The following is a 16,295-nucleotide window of genomic DNA, read 5'->3' on the forward strand; positions in this document are numbered from 1 at the left end:
TATAATAAAGTTAATTATTTTTATTTTCAATAAGTTTTTTAAAATATAAACTAGATTTTTTATTGATAGTTTTTTTTGATTTTAAACTATACTCAATTAATCCATACCTATTTTTAAAAGAGTTAGATCAACTCCAACAATCTATAAAAGTTCATAATGAATATCCATTACAATTACAACCTTCTTTTATTGCTTTTTTTAGTCACATTAGATGTTGCTTTATAAATTTTATTCTATAATTATCATTAATAATATTTTTCTTTCTAAATCTATTTTCATTTTCTACTCCCATACCATTTTCGCTAATTATATAAGGAAAATTGTTATATTTATTTTTAATAAGTATAGACAAATCATAAATGCCTTTTGGGTAAATTTCCCAGCCCCTATATGGGTTTATAATTTTTTTGGGTCAATCATAGTAATCATAATAATCGGTAGGCATGTTTAAATTAGTTTCGTTAGTAGTTTTTTCTTTTTCTTTAACGCGAACAGGTTGATAGTAATTTAAAGATAGATAATCAATTTTAGATTTTTTTATAAATGATTTTTCATCTTCACTAATAATTGGATATAAATCTTTTTTTATTAAAAACTCTTTCAAGTTATTATTAATTTTATTTTTTAAAACTAAATCAAGTTGAGAATATGTAATTAACATGTTTTGGAATTCAGTTGCTTTTAAATCGCCAAAACTATTAGATCTTGAATAAGCAGGAGTTATATTTAAAATTATAGAAATTTTTTTATCTTTATAATTATTTTTAAAATAACAAGTTACCATTGAATGTGCAATAATCATGTTTGTATATACCTGTATAGATAATTTAAAGTCTTTTTTCTTAGGAAAATGAAGACCATATAAATATTTCGCATCAACATCTGCCATAGGTTCATTAAAAGTTGTCCATTCATCAACAATATCTCCAAATAAACTAAAGCATTTTTTTGCAAAATTATAAAACAAATTTATTGTTTCTTTGGTTTCTCAACCACCCTTTTTATATATTAAATATGGTATATCAAAATGATGTAGATTAACAATTAAAATAATTTTTCTTTTTTTAATCTCTTTAAAATAATTTAAGTAGAAATTATATCCATCAGTATCAACTTCACAAGTTTTAAAATCTTTTATCAACCGACATCATTGTATTGATGTTCGAAATGATTCTATATTAATTTCATCTAACCACTTTAAATGTTCTTTATAATCACTATACATATCAATCGTATCATTTGGTCCAATATTTGCATCAAAGTCATTTGGAAAGCTATTATATCAAAAATCCATAATGCTATCATTAACCTTATTTTTATTACCTTCTGTTTGAGGGCCAGATAATGAGACACCAAACTTAAAATTTTTATTAAATTTAATCATAATTATCCTCTAATAAATTAGCTCCCAAAAGATTTGAATCATTATAATGCTTGCAAACATTAATAAAAAACTTATTAATCATTCCTGATTTAGATAATAAATTATAAACTTTTTCTTTTAATAAGTTTATGAAATCCTTATTCAAACTAACGGCTCCTCCAATTAAAACTAAATCAAAATCTATTATAAAAGAAATATTTAAAATTAGTTTTGCTAAGTAATATATTTGTTTATTAATTAATTTATATGCATAATTATCAACATTATAATTTAAATAAATTTCATAACCAGATTTATTAAAACCTGTTTCTCTAAAATAATTTTCTTGAAGGCTGTACATTCCACATAAGTTAGAGTAATTTATAAAATTATTATTATCTAAATTATTTAAACAGCACCCTAATTCACCCGCAGTAAAGTTACTACCTTTATAAATTTTTTTGTTAATAATTAATGCTCCTCCAAGACCTGTACCTAATACTAAAACTAAACAATTAGTAGAATTAATTGCATTACCTATTTTAAGCTCTGCAAGAGCAGCACATTTAGAGTCATTTTCAATAAACACTTTTTTCTTATATTTATTTTGTAAATCCATTTTAAAATTAACTTTATCTAAATATTTAATTGCAGATAACCCTTTAGATATTCCAGATTCATTATCTACAACACCAGGTATTGACAAACATATTTTATTAACTATTTTCATATCATAATTTTTATCAATAAAATTAATAAGTTTTTTTATTAGATACTCAGCGGTGATTAGTCTTTTATAATTTATTATCTTTTTACAGCTAATAACATTTTTATTAATATAACAAAGTTTAGTTGACATGCCTCCTATATCAATACATAAGTTCATTACTTAATTTCAACCTCCGAAACAATTTTATATATGGTTTCTTTATCTTTTGCAAGTAACAAATTATTTTTAAAAATTGGATCTACCAATTTTCTTGCAATACTACTTAACATTTTTAAATGTAATTCATCATAATTATTATTCGGTATTGCTAGACTTATAAAAAAGAATGTTTTTTTATCATCCATAGATTCCCATTCTATACCCTCTTTAATTTTCAAAACGAAAATTCCAGGTTTAACAATTGCGTCTACTTTTGAATGTGGTATTCCAATTCCATCAGTGAATGCTGTAGAACCTTCTTCTTCCCTTGCATAGAAACCATCAAGTAAATCTTTTTTATTAATGGAAAAGCCATTTTTAAAAAAATAGTCTGTTATAAAATTAAAAACTTCCTTTTTAGTTTTAAATTCATTATCTAAAGAGATTGAATTTATATTAAATATATTGTTACTAATCATCTAAAATATCTCCTTTTATAGAAATTGTTATTATTTCATTTTTTTTAATCAAAATCTCATTTTTATTTATATGCTTTATGTCCTCATTTAAATCAAGAACATTAAAAAGTATATTATTATTAGTATTATTATTTTTAAGTGAAAGATTAATATCTTTATCAAGTGGATTAAATCCTCTTATTATTAAATCATTAGTTTTTTCAGCTTTTTTAAAAGTTTTAACTATAAAATCTGTATTTGATAAACTTATACCCAGACTTTTAATTTCAATACTTGGAATTTTTAATAAAAATCTATCAAATTTTTTATGTAACGTATTGTAATTTTGGTTTTGATAATATAATGTATTCTTTATATTATGTCTTGATTCTAATAAATTATTAACATTGTTATTAAAGTCAATTGTTAATGAAACATCAAAATTATAATTAATTAACCTTGAATCAAAGGTTTTTAGATTGTATTCAGAGGTACCACTTGATCTACCAGGTCTAAAGAGTAAATCATTTTTTCCGAGAAAGGATACAGATCTATAAAGTGTAATAGCAAATTTATTATTATCAAACATTTCATATTCATTTAAAAATTTAGAATATATGCAAAAAACATTTCTAACTCCACAAATATATTCAAAAGGTTCTATGTTAATTGGAGCTTCTTTTCATTTATCAATTTCTCACGTTTTTAAATATTCATTATGGTTTCTATCAATAATACTATAACATTGGTCATTGAAAGTTGATTTTAATTCTTTTGGAGATAGAATTATAAACCTCCATCTTAATTCTGAACTATTATTAGTTGTGTTAATGTTAAAAGTCAATTTATTATTTTCATATTCATAAATAGTTATAAAAAACTTTTGTAATATTTTTTTTGATTTTTTTTCTGATTCAGGTACCAAGTAATCTATTGTTATTTGTGAAATATTAAGTCTATTATGAATTATATGTTCAATTGAACTATTTAAGAATGTATTTATTTCCTCAGTCTTGAATGATTTTGGTGAATAATCGTATGAATCACCAAAATCATAGGTACATTCAAAAATTATTTTATAACAGTCATCATTATAATTATTTTTAATAACAATCATATTTTTATCGAGAGTTATTTTAAAGTTAGATATATATTTATCTATATAAATTTCATTTTTTTTAACTATATTTAATACGCTAAAGAATAATGAATCAATTTTTAAATCGTTTATTAATATATCATGTTCGTAAAATCCATCCAGTGATTCAACTTTTTCACCATTAATTGAAGGTTTTACTGACATACCACTTTCACAATAGCTACTTTTTATAACCGAATAATTAACTATTTCACCATTTTTTTCTTCTAAATTAAAATATTTATGCTTTGTGAATATTTTTACAAAGTAGTCATGACAAGTATCAAATAATTCAGTATTAAATATTAATAAGCTCTCATTTTCTAAATTAACATTTTTAGAAATTATTTTTAATATTTTTGTTTCAATAGATTGAACTAAATCATAAGATCTTTCAATTCGGTTTTTTATATCACTATTTGTTCGGTCACTATTGCAACCTCCTAAACTATCATGAGCTTGAGATAATAAAATATTTTTAATAATTTCATCAATGAAAGATTTATCATATTTTTTTGCAATTAAAAAATAATATGACATTAATGGTTCTAAATTAAGATATAACTCTGTTTCTAATTTTTTTAAAATATATTTTATATCTTGTCTTTGAGAACCTATTGTTCTGTGAACTCTTGATAAATAAGGAAATCTTAATTCTTCATTTATCATTGGAAGATTATTAGTTGAAATATTTATATTATCAAAAAAGGTGTCGTAATCACTTACTATTCATTGATCATTGCTTAAATTATTTATTTCATTAACAAACTCATTAAAATAATTTAATATTGGCGCTTGATCACCGCCTATAGGTATCAGTATGCTGTTAGTTATCCCCAATGATTTATTCTTAATTTCATCAATCATTAGCTTGGTATTTTCATAAAATTCCTTAGCTTTTAAATTTATATTACTTTTATTTAATTCTAAATAAGGATAATAAGAACCAAATGGTCAATAACCAAATAATAAATTATATGAAAGTATTTTGCTACCATCAATACCTACTCAATCATTAATAATTCCATTATTATCAATAATTTTTTTTGATATACCTCTTCAATATAAAAATCTATTTAATCCAAAGCTATTATAAATTTGAGGCATTTGATTATTATGTCCAAAAGAATCAGGTACATATGCAACTTTTAAATAATCTGAATTTATTGACTGACAGCCTTTGATTCCATATAGTAAATTTCTTATAATTGATTCAGAACCTGAATTAAAAAAGTCAGGTTGAGTATATCACGGACCGATTATAATTTTTTTATCTTTTACATATTTTTCTATTTTTGTTTTATTATCTGGATTATACTTAATATAATCTTCAATAATTGAATATTGACCATCAAATGTAAAATTACTAATTTCATTATTGTCTAACATGTTTAAAAGATTATTCACATTATCATTTAATAGAATATCACTATCTTGTTTAGTAAAGTATCACTCTTTATCTCAATGCGTATGTGCAACAAGATGAATTATTCATTTATTATTTTTTTCGTTCATTTACTTTATTCTCTAATTCTTCTAATGTAATATAATAATTTTTTTTAAAAGTTTCTTTTTGATCTTTCAACTTTTGTTTATTTTCTGCAAGTAATAATTTTCTTTTTGCTTTTTTTAATTTAATTTCTTCTATTTCTTGAATAGTTTTCTTTGTAAATATTTTTTTAAATAAAATAAATAAGGTTTTAAAATTTTTATATATGTTAATGAAAAAGCTTAATAAAATTATTATGGCATTTTTTCAATAAGCACATCAATTTTTTCAAAATCTTTTTCAATATAAACTCTGACTTTTAAGAATTTTTTTTATAATTAACTTTGGTTTTCTAAAAAACATTTTAATGTTTAATCTCAATAACATCCTTTTTTTCTTTGTTTCTGATTTTTCTTTTAAATACAGCTCATATTCTTCTCCTACAATTTTTTTCTTTAAAAATCCTGCGGTTAATGCAGTTACAACAATACCTAAAACTATTGGTAAAATTCAACTTAAAGGTCACATTGGTCCTCTAATATAACCTAGAAATGCACCTATAGGAGATCCCAGTCCAGCAGCAAACTGAACATTTCACAATGTCACGCCAACAGCTGCTACAACACTACCACAAATATTAGCGAAAATAATTCTAATTGGGTCAGAAGCTGCAAACGGTATAGCACCTTCCGTAATTCCTACAATACCGGTTCCAAAAGCTGCTTTCCCCATAACTCTTTCATTTTTAGTATACTTATTTTTAAATAAAATAGTTGATAATCACATACCCAGTGGTGGTACAGAAATTGCTGCTTGAGTGGCAGTTCCTGGAACGAAATTAGCATCTCAATATCCCAAACCTTGTGACATTGCATCTGCTAAGGTTTGATAAAAAACAACTGTACCAAAAACTAAAGCTGTTTTATTAAATGGTCCCCCTAAGTCAAATGCAATCATAATAGAAACTACTATTGCAATTACAATTCCTGTTCCGGTAAATTTTTTTTCTAAATCACTTAATCCATCAAACATACTAAGTACTAATGACGCAATAGGAGGTCCAATTAAAAATTTTACTAACGATGCCATAACTACTGTTGCTATAATAGGAATTATCATTATTGGAACAATTGGATTTAAAAATTTAGGTCAATGAATACTTTTTAATATTTTCACTAAATAACCAGTTAATAAACCTACAACTATTGCTCCAATAAACCCAGCACCCGGTTCAATAACAGATTGTTCAGAAGCTTTTACAGATATTCCTAACATATTATTATCATTAATTATTCATCCAGCAATAAGTGCCGGCGCTAACCCTGGTCTATCAGCAATTGAATATGCAACAAATCCAGCAAAAATAGGAATCATTAGTTTAAAACCTAATCCACCAACTTGCATTAAAAAATTAGGAAATTCTCTTTGGCCTAAAACCCAATTTTCTCCATAATCACCTATATTGTCAACATATTCGGTCTGAAATGCACATAAATTAGCAACAGCCATTAAAAGACCTGATGCAATTGTTAATGGCAACATTCAACTTATGCCGGTCATTAAGTGACTTAAAATTCCTTGTTTTTTAGTTTTACCTAGTGTTACAAAACCTTTTTTAGTCCCTTTTCCACCTTGAATTTCACTGTAGTTAAATGCATCTTTAATTAACTTATCAGGATCTTTTATTGCAGATTTAACATTTGCACTAAAAACTTTTTTTCCATTAAACCTACTTAAATCAATTTTTACATCTGAAGCAATTATAACTACATCTGCTTCAACTATTTTCTCAGTAGGTATTTCATTTTCAATACCTATTGTTCCTTGTGTTTCAACATGTATTGAATAACCCAATTCCTCAGCTTTATTTTTTAAACTATCTGCAGCCATATAAGTATGAGCTATACCTGCTGCACAAGCGGTTATTGCAACAATTTTCTTTTTTTTATCCATTATTTATTCATCTCCACATCTATATAAAACAATGTTGGACTTAAGTTAAATTTTACAGACGGTGAAAAACTAAATAAAAATCTTACAATATAAGAAGTTGATTTCATTTTATCTGAGCCTAATCCTCAAATCATATTAATATCAAGAGCACTATACTTATTTTCACCACTTATAGATGAGTTCTTTGGCTTATTTAATGGATCAATATCGTAATTTTCATTATTTATAACAACAGGTATTTTAATATTTCTTTCTTCATACTCTGATAATCATAAATTTTTATCAACTGATTTAATATCATTTAACCTTATTGAAAAATAATAACTTTTTAATAATTCTAGTTTTTCTAATGATATATCTAAATCATTACTCATATAACTTTGATCAAATTGACCATCTATTAAGTTTAACCCTTTATTAAAGTATCCATCTTTCTCGTTTGAAAGTTTATTACCAAATAAATTTGTTATATTATCAGACCAAATTCTTGCAGTTTCTGAAGATTGATTTTCAGGATCATAATTTCATGGCAATATAAAATTTTCATCCTTATTAAATAATGGTATGTCATCAATATAACCATCAAAAACTTGTGTTTTAGCTATATTAAAAATATGATTAAGCTGTTCAGTGTTCAATGGTGGTTTTTTTCAATCACATGAAGCAGTCAAAAAACTAATTGAAAACAAGTTAACAGATAATACAAAACTTATAATTTTTTTCACATTACACCTCCATATTTATTCTAAATTTTTTTTAAAACTAATAACAAAATTTGGAAATTTTGGAATATTATTCTATTAGAGGTGAACAAAATGTTAAATATCCAAATATTAAATGAAAAACAAATTGATTTTTATAACTTTAGCATAAAAAATATAAAGATATTTGAAAAGTTTTCATTAAAAGAGATAGCTAAAAAATTTGGTTGTGGTATTAGTTTTATATATAAATATTTTGAAATATTGGGTATATCAGGAATAAAAGAGTATATTGTTTGTATAAATTTAATAATATCAAAAAAAGAAAATTTAAAAGAATTATTAGTGAATAATAATGGTGGATTTCTTGATGATGAGTTAAGTTATTATTTTATTGAACAAATGAATCAAGTTGATATAATAAAAAAACAAACAAGAAGTATAAATAATTTTAAAAATTATTTAAGACAATCAAGAAAAGTTTATGGTATAGCTTTTGGGCATTCAAAACTTGCAATACAAGATTTTCTTGGATTTTATAGTTACATAAATAAGAATTGTGAATTTTTAAATTGTGATAGTAAAATTGATTTTAAAAATTATATAGAAAAAAAATCATTAATAATAATATATTCTATTAGATTTGCTAATAAAAAATTATTTAAAATACTAGATATTTTAAATAAACTTCAAGATGTAAAATTATTACTTGTAACAAGTAATAAATTAATTGATTATAAATATGGACTAAATGAAATAATATATATTGATAATGTTATGAAGAATATTGACAACATTAATATTAATTATTATATAGGACCATTAAATTCATTTATATTATTAAATAACTTTTTAAAAGCTGAATTATTTGAAGACAATAAAAGTATTTTAATGAAAAATAAAAGTTTTTTAAAAGAAACAATTGGATGAAAAAACTATAAGGAAATAGAAAATATAAAGTAAGAATTTTTATTTATTTAATTTAATTACAATAGTAGTTTTTATAATTTAAAATTAAATTTAAAAGGCACCCCAAACTAAAACTATTTAAAATGTTATAAAACATCAAAACTTAAAAGTTTTTTATAAAATAAAAAACATATTTTATAAAATAAAGGGTCACCCCAAACTACACAAAAATTATGTATATAATTTTTATAGGAGGGTGTCTTTTTTTATGGCTAAAACAAAACTATTTACTGCAGATGAAAAAATGAAAATAGTAAATGAATTTTTATCATCTGACATAAGTGCAAAAAAAATAGCAGAAAAATATAATATTAAACAACCATGTACTATTTATCAATGACAGAATAGGTATATAACTAGTGGAATCTCTGGTTTATTTGACCAAAAAAGAGGTAGAAAATCCAATATTGATAAACAAAATAACTTTGAAAACATCAAACAAGAGTTAAATTTTTTAAGAAAAGAGATGCAAAATAAAAATAAGGAAAATAGAGAGTTAATTAATAAGGTAGAAATTATGGAAAAGTTCACAGCATCTCTGGTAAAGGATTTAAAAAACAAAAAATAAACATTGAATTTTATAAAATAATAAGTAAATACTTGCAAGAAAATATAAAACTTTCATGACTATTAAATTTATTAAACATTAACTTTAAAACTTATAAAATTGAGTTAATAATGGTTCAAAAGATTATAAAACAAAAAGAAATACTTCTTATGATCTATTCATAAAGCTAGTATTTAATGATTGTGACTTAAAATATGGTACACACCGTAAATGAGGTCATAAAAAAATAGCTTTAAAATTCGGCATTGGTAGAAAAACAGTTTTAAGTTCAATGAAAAGTCAAGGATTTTTTCCTGATAATTGTGAAAAAAGTAGAAAGTGAAAATCTTATGTTAGTGGCAAAAAAAAACCTGTAAATACTGCCCCAAATTTATTGAAAAATCCAATTAGTGGTAAAATAGAATTTTTTGCTTCAAGACCATTGGAAAAAATATGTTTAGATATATCAGAATTTAAGCTTAATAACTATAAATTATATATGTTTGCATATATTGATGTTTATTCTAGATTACCTTTAAAAACTTATTTTTCAAGTAATCAAACTACAAAAGAATTAATAAAATCGCTATATATATTAAAAAATAACTACAATATATGTAATTCAATTATCCATACAGATAGAGGTGCACGATTTAGAAGTATTAGTATGATGGACTTTTGTAAAGCAAATAAAATACAACAAAGTATGACGGATGGTTATACTTCATGATAAAACGCAATAGTAGAAACTTTTTTTAATTTTATTAAACAAAATTATTTTAAAGGATACAAATTTTTAAACAAAAAAGAATTTCTATCTTGAATGGAAAATTGTATCTGAAATTATTCAAACAATAGAATAATAGATAAATTAAAAATTACTCCTATAGAAATGTACAAGAGTAATTTGTTAAAATAATTGTAGTTTGGGGTGACCCTTTAAAAAAGAATATGTTTATAAATCTTAAATTAAGTTATAAAATACTATAAATATTAGATATATTAATTTTTATTAAATGTGAATAATACAATAACATTATTTATTTTCACCATTTGGTAAAATAACACTTGCTTCAATTTCTTCTGATTTTTCAAAATTTTTAGGTGGATTTTTTGAATCATTTTTATCTTTAATCAATTCTATTGCTTTATCAATTGCGGCTTCAACTATTTTTTTAAACTCTTGTTTAACAGTTGCATATATATGGTTTCTAGTGGTTTCAGTTCAAGATGCTACATCAGAAGCAACATCATCTGAACCATCAAAACCAACTATAAATCCTTTTTCTTTTTCATTAAACCATGATTTATATTGTTCATTTGTATCAATTGCTTTTTTCATACCTAAAGCCATTGGGTCATTACCAGCTCAAATTATATTTGCATTTTTTGCTGAGTCAGAAGAACTTCATTCATTAGTAAGAACATCACCAGCTGCATCTCCAGTATTTTCATTCCCTTTTGCAACACTTCCTTGATTGTAGCCTTCTCCTTTATGGTTAACAATTTCAATTCAATCTATGTTGTTTAAAACAAAACCTTTAAATCTTTTTCTTTCAGCATCATTGTCTTGATTAGACCACATTGCATAAACTTTTACTTTTTTATTTTTATTTGAGCTTGTAGGTTCCTCGCCCATAATTTTTTTATAGACTTTTTTAAACATTTCACTGCTTGCATTAGTTTGTTCTGAAACAAAACCAGCAGCACCTCTTTCACCAACGCTCTGTTCATATTCTGTATCAATGTTTAAAACAGGTATATCTTCATTTAAAGCGGGAACAATTGCTTTATTATTTTTAACGTTTGCAGGGTTTATAATTATAGCCTTATCACCTTTTGTCATTGAAGCAGAGACATTTTCTTGATCAGTAGCACCACTCACATCTGCTTTTGAATCATAAGTATTTAAATTGTATCCTTTTTCTTTTGCATATTCTTTACCTGAATTCATCATATTCTGAAAATATGCATTATTAAAATTTGATATTAAAAGACCTATTGATTCACCATTGTTACCACATGATATAATTGTAGAAGTAGAAGAAGCAATTATGCTTGCTCCAGCTAATATAGTTAAAAGTTTTTTCATTATTTTCTCCTTATAAAGTTCTAATATTATTAAAAGTTTTTGAAACTCATTTTTTTATTTTTTGAGTAATTTTGTACTCAGTATTTGAAAATACTGCAACCATTATAATAAGTCCTTTTAATATATTTTGTACATCACTTGATAATCCTATTAAGTTTAAAGCGTTTTTTAAAACACTTAATGTGAACCAACCAAGTATTGTTAGAAACACACCTCCCTTTCCGCCAGTTAATAATGTACCACCTAATACAACACAAGCAATTGCATCAAGTTCTCAAGCATTACCAGCAGATGGACTAGCTGTTTGAATTCTAGCTGCATATATTACAGAACCTATCCCAACACACAAACCACCAAAAACATAAACTGAAGTTAATATTGTTTTTGCTTTAATACCTGACAATTGTGCGCTTTTATAATTTCCACCAACTGCGTAAACATGTCTTCCATAAACTGTGCATCTTAAAATAATAAATGATACTAAAGCTAATAAGAACATTATTCAAACTACAATACTTAATCCTAGAAATTTTGTTTGTATTAAATTAGTTAAACTAATATTATCAAAAGATCTTGAAGTATTTTCTAAAATATATTGTGCTGAACCCCTTCAAACCATCATAAGAATAAGTGTAATTATAAATGAAGGAAACTTAAGAATACTTACAAATATTCCTGAAATAAAACCAGATAATCCACAAAATAGTATTACTACTAATAAAGATAACCAAACATTTGCACCACTTAGTATTAATTTAGCAGCTAGGGCTGTAGCAAATGCTAATGTTGAACCAATTGATAGGTCAATTCCACCAGTCAAAATTATAACAGTTACACCAATAGCCATGCACCCAATATCTGCATTTAGATACAAAATATTTTTTCAGTTATTTTCACTAAAAAAACCAGGTTCAATAATACCGACAATTATTGCAAAAAACATTATTATAAACACTAATTTAACTGAGCTAATAGAGTTAATCGATTTATTTAAAATTTTTTTTCTATTTGAGAAACTTAAAATAAAATTATTATTAACTTTCATAATATATTTTTTTACATGTAATGTCTCATTGGACATATTTATCTTTTCTATTTCAATATCTTTATCTTCGTTAAATTTATTTTTTTTATTCTCATAATCCAGTGGCCCTATTTTATTGTTTTTTAATTTATTTTCTAGCTTAATTATTTTTTTAGAACATTTTGAATATTTAATCATTCTTATTTTTTTTTCTAAACTTTTTTTATCTAGTTCTATAAGTTCCTTATTATTAGATTCTAATATTTTCAACAATTTATTTACTCTATAATTAAGTTTAATTATTACTTTATCTTGTTTTTCATTAATTCGTTTAATTTTAATTTTATTTTTATCTTTATTTTTATTAATAAGTTTTTCTCATTTTAATAATTTTTTATTTTTTTTATTTTTTAATAAAAGTATTTTTTTTGACTGTTTTTTATAATTACCACTTTTAATTGAAGATGCTAATTTATTATATTCTGTCTCTGTAATTTCTAAATTATCAAATTTATATTTTGCTTCTTCTAAATACTTCTTTTCTAATTCCATTAAAAAATTAATTTTATTATCAATATTTGCAATACACATATCTCTATATGAAGACAGTTGATAAATATAATCTAATTTATTTTCTATTTTATTACTATAATACTTTTGTATGTAAGTAGTTTCTAAATCAGAACGAACATTTATATAATTTAATAAATAACTATAACTATCTTTCTTTATTAATTCTTTCATAATATTATTCTTTCTATATTGAAAACTTCATAATTTCTTCTGGATTTACGCTTTTTTGGGTTAAATTAGAAGTTATTCTGCCTTTTTTCATTACAATGACTCTATTACATAAACCTATAATTTCAGGTAAATCACTTGAAATAATAATTACACCAATTCCACTGTCTTTTGCCTTGTATATTAAATCATAAATCTCGCGTCGACTTCCTACATCTACACCTCTTGAAGGTTCATCAAAAATCATTATTTTAGGTTTTGCTGCAAAAGCTCTTGCTAATAAAACTTTTTGTTGATTTCCACCGCTCATACTTCCAACAATGTTTTCAGAGCTAGTAGTTTTTATAGACATTTTATTAATAAAACTTTTTGCTAGAACTTTCTCTTTTTTATTACTTATGAATCCAAAAGTTGAAATTTTTAATAGCATTGATAATGAGATATTTTTTCTAATTGAATCATATAATAAAAGACCATCATTTTTTCTATCTTCTGTTACATAATAAATTCCTTTTTTTATAGAACTACTTACACTTCTTAATATTATTTCTTTATTTTTTAGAAAAACTTTTCCAGAGTTTTTAGGTATTAAACCTATTATTGATTTGAATAGTTCCGTACGTTGTGAACCAATCAACCCTGAAAATCCCAATATTTCCCCTTCATATAATTCGAAGTTAATATTTTTTACAAAATTATTTGATAGATTTTCAACTTTAAAAATAATTCTTTCGAAGTTTTTATTGCTTTTACTAGGATATTTTTCTATAATTTCCCTACCTACCATTTTACTAATTAATTGATCTTCGTTTAATTCCCCTATTATAAATTCACCTATATAATTTCCATCTCTTATTATGGTTATAAAATCGCAAACTATAGGGATCTCTTCTAATTTATGAGAAATATAACAAATAGCAACACCATCATTTTTTAAATCCTTTATTGTTTTAAAAAGGGCTTCAACCTCAGTTTTGCTCAAAGAAGATGTTGGTTCATCAAAAATAATTAATTTACTTCTTCTTAGTATGGATTTTGCAATTTCAACCATCTGTTGTTCTGCAATTGTTAATTTATTCATTACTTCGTTTAAATCAATATTTAAGTTAAGAGAAGAAAAAACAGACTTAGCAAGTTTTTTTTGTGATTTATAGTCAATCAATCCAAATTTTGATTTTTCATGACCTGCGAAAAGATTATCAATTACACTCATATCATTGAAACAATTAATTTCTTGATGTATTATTGACACACCCATTTGTTCTGCATCTTTCACACTTTTTAAATTATTTCTTAATGAACCATTTCAATATAACTCTCCTGATGTTTTTTGAACTACGCCACTAAGAATATTCATTAAAGTTGATTTCCCTGCACCATTTTCACCCAAAATACCCATTGCCTTACCTTTAAAAGCTCTAAGGTTGACTCCTTTTAATGCATGAATACTTCCAAAACTTTTATTTATATTTTTTAAAACTAATAATGGATTATCAGTAATTTTTTCATTAAAATTATTTTTATTATCTAGAATCATTATTCCCCCTTTCAAGATAATTATACAATAATTTCCATATTTAATATTATAAATAGATTTTTTTCTGTTTTTTAAACTCAATAATATAAAATAGCTATTATAATAAATTATTTTTCTGCAACAAATACTTTAAGGAACCAATCATACCAGAATTGTTTTTTTGTTTTGAGTACTCAATATCTACAGTTTGGTTTAAGTAATTTTTTAATCATTTATTGAAACTTACAATTAATAAATCTAAAACTTTTATATCACAATGACTAAAACCACCACCTAAAAATATTTTTTCAGGTTCATACATTAAATAAAATCATTTTAATACTTCGCATAAGTTATTAATATAACTATCAATTATGTTTTTGCATTCAAGATTATTACAATATATGTAATAAATATCTTTTGAATTAATTTTTTTTGTATTATCATAAATTTTATTTAATTTTTCAACCAAGTTACTAAAAGATAATTTCTTATCTATACATTCACCTTCTAAACTAATATAACCAACTTCACCAACAAAACCTTTAATTCCAGTGTATAAGTTTTTGTTTATAACTACTCCGACTCCGACTCCAGTACCTAAAGTAATACATATAAAATTAGATAATATATTATCAGTTTCTGCGAAAGTGGCAGCATTTGCATCATTTAAAACAACATATTCAATATTTTTCTTATTTTTTTTAAGGATATCTTTTAAAAAATAATTATAATTGAAATCTTTATAATTAGTAAAGTTATTATTTGAAAAAATAATTTTATTATCATTGCTTACAATACCTGCTGTTGAAATTGATAAACCATCAATTATGTTTAAGTATTCTTCTATAATATCTGTTAATTGTATGGATAGCTCCCTAATATTTGTATTAGTTACAACTTTATTTACTGATAATGGCTTTAAATTAATATCAAATAATCCATATTTAATATTTGTACCACCTATGTCAATAGCTAAATATTTTTTAATCATACTTAATTTTAAAAACTACTTTATCTAAATTTTTTGAAGTATTTTTTAATTTTGGAGCATGGGCATCATTTGGAAAAAATAAACCAAAGGTAGTATTGTCTTGATCAATTACTTTAGTTATTTGAAAATTATACAATGAACAATCATCATTATCATTATAGTGAGCTTCTGCAATTTTATGATTTATAAATTTATAACCTATTTTTTCATCACCTTCAATAACTATATGCAAATCTAAATACTTGAAATGTGATTCAAAAATACCTTTATTAATTTCTATAGTGTCAATTATCATTCTATTGTAGTAAAAGTTATCATTTATAATATTTATTCCTTTATTTAAAGTTTTTAAATCATTCTTAATTATAAAATCAATGACTGTATCAATATTTTTATGTATACCTTTATATATTTCAAGGTTTTTGATTTTATCGTGAATCAT

The 16,295-nt window shown here is 23.6% G+C and carries 14 protein-coding genes; 3 read left to right on the plus strand and 11 right to left on the minus strand.

The features are described from left to right. Nucleotides 1-10: 10 nt before the first annotated feature. The 6 genes from STURON_RS03590 to STURON_RS03615 are packed head-to-tail and all read right to left on the minus strand — an operon-like array spanning nt 11 to nt 7,994. Complete coding sequence (locus STURON_RS03590) at nt 11-1,384, minus strand: glycoside hydrolase family 1 protein (RefSeq protein WP_075048518.1); 1,374 nt, start codon at nt 1,382-1,384, stop codon at nt 11-13. Beyond that, on the minus strand, nt 1,377-2,249 hold the full coding sequence (locus tag STURON_RS03595; protein ID WP_075048519.1) for an ROK family protein: 873 nt from the start codon (nt 2,247-2,249) through the stop codon (nt 1,377-1,379). Before STURON_RS03595 ends, STURON_RS03590 begins: the two co-directional genes overlap by 8 nt. Further along, nucleotides 2,249-2,710 (minus strand): PTS sugar transporter subunit IIA, encoded by a 462-nt coding sequence (locus tag STURON_RS03600; RefSeq protein WP_082236186.1) that lies wholly within the window; start codon nt 2,708-2,710, stop codon nt 2,249-2,251. Before STURON_RS03600 ends, STURON_RS03595 begins: the two co-directional genes overlap by 1 nt. Further along, entirely contained in the window at nt 2,703-5,342 is a 2,640-nt protein-coding gene (locus tag STURON_RS03605; RefSeq protein WP_075048520.1) for a glycoside hydrolase family 38 N-terminal domain-containing protein, read from the minus strand. Before STURON_RS03605 ends, STURON_RS03600 begins: the two co-directional genes overlap by 8 nt. Continuing rightward, on the minus strand, nt 5,326-7,269 hold the full coding sequence (locus STURON_RS03610) for a PTS fructose transporter subunit IIC (RefSeq protein WP_075048521.1): 1,944 nt from the start codon (nt 7,267-7,269) through the stop codon (nt 5,326-5,328). The genes STURON_RS03605 and STURON_RS03610 overlap by 17 nt, the downstream gene beginning before the upstream one ends. Continuing rightward, a complete protein-coding gene (locus tag STURON_RS03615; protein ID WP_075048522.1) occupies nt 7,269-7,994 on the minus strand; it encodes a hypothetical protein in 726 nt (241 codons plus the stop codon). The genes STURON_RS03610 and STURON_RS03615 overlap by 1 nt, the downstream gene beginning before the upstream one ends. 90 nt (nt 7,995-8,084) lie before the next feature. On the opposite strand from STURON_RS03615, the gene STURON_RS03620 reads away from it, so the two are divergent. The 3 genes from STURON_RS03620 (at nt 8,085) to STURON_RS03630 (ending at nt 10,219) form a co-directional block, all read left to right on the plus strand. Then, nucleotides 8,085-8,933, plus strand: a complete 849-nt coding sequence (locus STURON_RS03620; protein ID WP_075048523.1) for a MurR/RpiR family transcriptional regulator — start codon at nt 8,085-8,087, stop codon at nt 8,931-8,933. 214 nt (nt 8,934-9,147) lie between these two features. Beyond that, nucleotides 9,148-9,507 carry a helix-turn-helix domain-containing protein gene (locus tag STURON_RS03625; RefSeq protein WP_075048524.1) on the plus strand — a complete coding sequence of 120 codons (360 nt, stop codon included), beginning with the start codon at nt 9,148-9,150 and terminating at the stop codon, nt 9,505-9,507. 271 nt (nt 9,508-9,778) lie between these two features. After that, nucleotides 9,779-10,219, plus strand: a complete 441-nt coding sequence (locus STURON_RS03630; RefSeq protein WP_075048525.1) for a DDE-type integrase/transposase/recombinase — start codon at nt 9,779-9,781, stop codon at nt 10,217-10,219. Between the two features lie 303 nt (nt 10,220-10,522). Here STURON_RS03630 and STURON_RS03635 read toward each other — a convergent pair whose 3' ends face one another. The 5 genes from STURON_RS03635 to STURON_RS03655 form a co-directional block, all read right to left on the minus strand. After that, a complete protein-coding gene (locus STURON_RS03635; RefSeq protein WP_075048526.1) occupies nt 10,523-11,578 on the minus strand; it encodes a sugar ABC transporter substrate-binding protein in 1,056 nt (351 codons plus the stop codon). 10 nt (nt 11,579-11,588) lie between these two features. Further along, on the minus strand, nt 11,589-13,346 hold the full coding sequence (locus tag STURON_RS03640) for an ABC transporter permease (protein ID WP_075048527.1): 1,758 nt from the start codon (nt 13,344-13,346) through the stop codon (nt 11,589-11,591). Nucleotides 13,347-13,359: 13 nt separating this feature from the next. Further along, the gene (locus STURON_RS03645) at nt 13,360-14,880 is read right to left on the minus strand and encodes a sugar ABC transporter ATP-binding protein (RefSeq protein WP_075048528.1); all 1,521 of its coding nucleotides are present in this window, start codon (nt 14,878-14,880) and stop codon (nt 13,360-13,362) included. Between the two features lie 97 nt (nt 14,881-14,977). Next, nucleotides 14,978-15,853, minus strand: coding sequence for an ROK family protein (locus STURON_RS03650; protein ID WP_075048529.1), 876 nt, complete (start codon nt 15,851-15,853; stop codon nt 14,978-14,980). After that, the gene (locus STURON_RS03655; protein WP_075048530.1) at nt 15,846-16,295 is read right to left on the minus strand and encodes a NanQ anomerase/TabA/YiaL family protein; all 450 of its coding nucleotides are present in this window, start codon (nt 16,293-16,295) and stop codon (nt 15,846-15,848) included. The genes STURON_RS03650 and STURON_RS03655 overlap by 8 nt, the downstream gene beginning before the upstream one ends.

This window comes from Spiroplasma turonicum (assembly GCF_001262715.1).
In the GTDB taxonomy this organism is placed as follows: Bacteria; Bacillota_I; Bacilli_A; order Mycoplasmatales; family Mycoplasmataceae; genus Spiroplasma_A; species Spiroplasma_A turonicum.